At 63.5% G+C, this 3,851-nt stretch carries 5 protein-coding genes; 2 read left to right on the top strand and 3 right to left on the bottom strand.

Translation table 11 applies throughout. The features are described 5' to 3' along the window. A partial coding sequence (locus GSQ89_RS10090; protein WP_158924616.1) for a helix-turn-helix domain-containing protein occupies positions 1-186 on the bottom strand: 186 nt, incomplete at its 3' end. Between the two features lie 223 nt (positions 187-409). Between GSQ89_RS10090 and GSQ89_RS10085 the strand changes: the two genes are divergently transcribed. After that, a complete protein-coding gene (locus tag GSQ89_RS10085; protein ID WP_254073150.1) occupies positions 410-898 on the top strand; it encodes a MaoC family dehydratase in 489 nt (162 codons plus the stop codon). A 268-nt stretch (positions 899-1,166) separates the two neighbouring features. Next, positions 1,167-1,739 carry a PEP-CTERM sorting domain-containing protein gene (locus GSQ89_RS10080; RefSeq protein ID WP_158924614.1) on the top strand — a complete coding sequence of 191 codons (573 nt, stop codon included), beginning with the start codon at positions 1,167-1,169 and terminating at the stop codon, positions 1,737-1,739. A 66-nt stretch (positions 1,740-1,805) separates the two neighbouring features. Here the strand turns inward: GSQ89_RS10080 and GSQ89_RS10075 are convergent, their stop codons facing one another. Continuing rightward, entirely contained in the window at positions 1,806-3,041 is a 1,236-nt protein-coding gene (locus tag GSQ89_RS10075) for an ABC transporter substrate-binding protein (RefSeq protein ID WP_158924612.1), read from the bottom strand. An 86-nt stretch (positions 3,042-3,127) separates the two neighbouring features. After that, a partial coding sequence (locus tag GSQ89_RS10070) for an NAD(P)/FAD-dependent oxidoreductase (protein ID WP_158924610.1) occupies positions 3,128-3,851 on the bottom strand: 724 nt, incomplete at its 5' end.

Below are 3,851 nucleotides of genomic sequence, written 5' to 3'. Positions count from 1 at the left end.
GGCCAGCGCCCGCAGCAACAGGATCGAGCCATTGCCGGTCCCCGATTCCACCGCCGAGATATACCGCTCCGACACCCCCGACTGCGCCGCCAGGATTCGCCGCGTCATGCCTCGCCTGGCCCGCAACAGCCGCACCCGCTGACCCAGGGCCTGAAGAAAGGCGGCATCGTCGCCAACAAGGCTCATGCGTCAGTCCCAAGCTGGCGGTGCATCGACGCCGGATCGGCAACCGGCCCGTCCGGTGCGCCCGTCCGAACGATTCTGCCCTTCTCAGGGATCACCGCCCGATCGGCCAGTGACAACACCGCGAGACGGCCCACCACGAAACGCGATCCATCGCCTGTCCCCCGGTTAAGGCCGTTCATTGTCATGCAGTATATCGCATGTTAGCTCACGGACCGGCAACAGAATGACGGCCCCCATGTTCCTGACCTTCACCACCCCGCCCACCGACCGCTATTTCGAGGACTACACCATCGGCGCCACCTATATCTGCGGCGCCTTCACCATGACCGAGGACGAGATCATCCAGTTCGCCACCCTGTACGATCCGCAGATGATGCACATCGACCGCGACCTGGCCGCTCGGGGCCCTTTTGGCGAGATCATCGCCAGCGGCTGGCACACCATCGCCAAGACCATGCGTCTGGTCGTCGAGAACTTCCTGCCGCACAACGGCCTGGCCGCACCCGGCGTCGATGAGGTGCGCTGGCTCCGCCCCGTCCGCCCCGGCGACACGCTCACGCTTCACGCAACGATCCAGGACGCGAGGCTGTCCCGCACCAAACCCGATCGCGGCCTGCTGCACATCCTGCTGGAGCTATTGAACCAGCACGGCGAGGTCGTACTGAGCCTGAAACCAATGAATTTGGCGCGGGTACGGAACCCAACTGGATAGCAAGCCATCGTACCGCCTGTCCAAGATCGAGTGCTCATAAGAGCCCGAGAAAAAGACCCGCCCGTCGGCACGATCCTCTCCGTCCCACTCCAAATGACTCGGTCTTTTCGCCGCGAGGCCTGTCTGAGCCAGCCGGTTCGCGCAAAATAATCTAAAAAGTGGACGCAATTCCAAAACTTAGCACGAATATTTGCATAATCCGTCGTTGCGCAACAGTGCGTCGCGTGAATACACTACTACCGAAACAATTTCACAGGGGAAACCTCATATGCGTTGCCACGGCGCGTTTTTCGCGGGCTTGATCGCGGCCTCTGGACTAGCGCTAACGGCGCCGGCCCATGCGTCGCTGGAATTCACCTTCTCGGTGCCGGTCAGCGGAACCAGCAGCGTCGACGGCCCCCCCGCCACATCGATATCGGGTACGGTGACCGGCGAGTTCACCCTGCCATCCGATAACACCACCGAGGGGGCGTCCGACTTCGTCATCACCGGTTACCCGGCCGGAATGGACTGGGTGACGGCTCCGTTCGACGTCTTCGCGGACGCGTTCCCGATCTTCAATACCTTCACCGTGTCCGACGGCGTGATCACCAGCGTTAACTTTTATGAGATTGGCACCCCGACGGATAATGAGGCGATCGACCTGACGACCGGCAGCGCGACTTTTTATAACATCCCCGGATCGGCCCAAGTCAACAGCACCGCCGCCCCGACATTCTCCTCGGTATCGGAGTCTCAGCCGGCACCCGAACCTGCCTCGCTCGCTTTGCTGCTGTCCGGCGGCCTGGGTTTGTTTTTCGCCCGCGGCCGGGCTCGGCGCACATCCTTCCGGAACGGCTGACCCGGTATGGTAGGGCCGTGCTGACCTGAAACGTATCGCGCCTCTATGAGGCGCGATACCGGACAACTACGACCACTTTGAAAAATCACACCCACCCTTGTCGATCGGCCGGAACGCCTCCGCCGCCGGAACGGTACGCTTGTGGATGTAGTAGTCCCAAGGCTCCTTCGACTGCTCAGGCGACTTCACCTCGAACAAATACATATCGTGGATCACCCGTCCGTCCTTACGCACCGCCCCCTTGCCGAACAGCGGATCATTCGTCGGCATCGCCTTCATCTGCTCCATCACCGCGCGCCCGCTCGCCTTGGCCTTGTCCACCCCCAGCGCCACACATGCCTTCAAATAATGGATCACCGCCGAATACTGCCCGGCATGCACCGAACCCGGAACATTCCCCGGCATCATCGCCGTGAACCGCTTGGCGAACGCCCGGGTCCCCTCATTCAGGTTCCAATAGAACGGCTCCGTCAGCAGCACCCCCTGAGCCGACGCCAGTCCGACCCCGTGCACATCGTGGATCAGGAACAGCAGGCCGGCGATCTTCTGCCCGCCCTTCTGGATGCCGAACTCCGCCGCCTGTTTGATGCAGTTCACCGTATCGCCGCCGCCATTGGCGAACCCGACCACCTTGGCGCCGCTCGCCTTGGCCTGCACCAGAAACGCCGAGAAATCCGTCGTCCCCGGAAACGGCGTCAGCGCCTGCCCCAGCACCTTGCCGTTCGCCGCGGTGACGAAACTGGCCGCGTCGCTCTCCAGCGAGTGGCCGAACGCATAATCAGCCGTAATGAAATACCAGGTATCGCCGCCCTCCTTCACCGTCGCATCGACGACGGCGTGCGGCATCGACCACGTATCGTAAACCCAGTGCAGATGGTTCGGCCCGCAATGCTTGCCGGTGATATCGGCCGAGGCACCCCCGGTGAAAATCGCCGCCTTGTCCTTCGCCTTCACCATGTCGCCAATGGCGAACGCCGCCGAGGACAGCGGCACATCGGTGATCAGGTCCACCCCCTGGTTGTTGATCCAGTCCCCGGCGATGCCGACCGCGACATCCGGCTTCAACTGCAGGTCGGCGGACACCAGTTCCACCTTCACGTCCGGATGCATCTTGGCGAAATCCTCGATCGCCAGCTTCGCCCCCACCACCGACGCCGGCCCGGTATTGGCCGCGTAAACCCCGACCATATCGGTCAGCACGCCAATCTTGATGGGTTTCGTCTGCGCTGCGGCGGCACGCGGCAACGCCGCCACGGCAACGCCACCCGCCAGGACATGGCGACGCTGAATAAGTCCGGTCATTATTGTCTCCCCGCTTCATTTTATAGTTCGCAGCGTCCTCCGGTTCGCCGGATTGCGCAAGCCGTATCGAAGCAGGAGACCTGACGTTACCCCGGCACACCCTTGCTGGTCGAATACTCGAAATGCAGCGCCTGGTCGGGATGCACGATGGGGAAAATCGCATGCGCGGCGACCGCCGCCTCGCTGAACCCCTGCAGGATCAGTTTCAGCTTGCCCGGATAGGTCGCCACGTCGCCGATCGCGAACACGCCCGGAAGGCTGGTCTGCCCGGTCGCGGGATCGACCGTCACGTGATGCTGCTCGCTTTGCAGCCCCCAGGCGGCGATCGGCCCCAGATCCATCGACAGCCCGAAGAACGGCAGCAGCGCGTCGGCCGGGATCGCCTTGACCGCCCCATCCAGGGTCGCGACCTCCACCGCCGACAGAACCCCGCCATCGCCCGCCAGCCCATGAAGCTGATACGGGATCACCATCTCGACCTTGCCCGCCCGAGCCGCCTCATCCAACCGCGCCGCACTCTCCGGAGATGCCCTGAATTTCGCCCGCCGGTGCACCACGGCAACCTTGGCGATATCCATCAGCGCCAACGCCCAATCCACCGCCGAATCGCCGCCGCCCGCGATCACCACCCGCTTGTCGCGAAAATCCTCCCGCCGGCGGACATAATACTGCACCGCGCCGCTGGCCTCATACGCCGCCAACCCCGCCAGCGGAGGCCGGTTCGGCCCGAACGCCCCCGCCCCCGCCGCCACGATCACCGCCTTGGACCGGACCGTATCGCCCTGGTCCGTGGTCAACACAAAAGCCCCA

Origin of the sequence: Acidisphaera sp. S103 (genome assembly GCF_009765975.1) — a bacterium.
Classification (GTDB): Bacteria; Pseudomonadota; Alphaproteobacteria; order Acetobacterales; family Acetobacteraceae; genus Rhodopila.
Note: the sequence above shows the minus strand (reverse complement) of the source record. Positions and strands in the feature narration are given on the sequence as shown.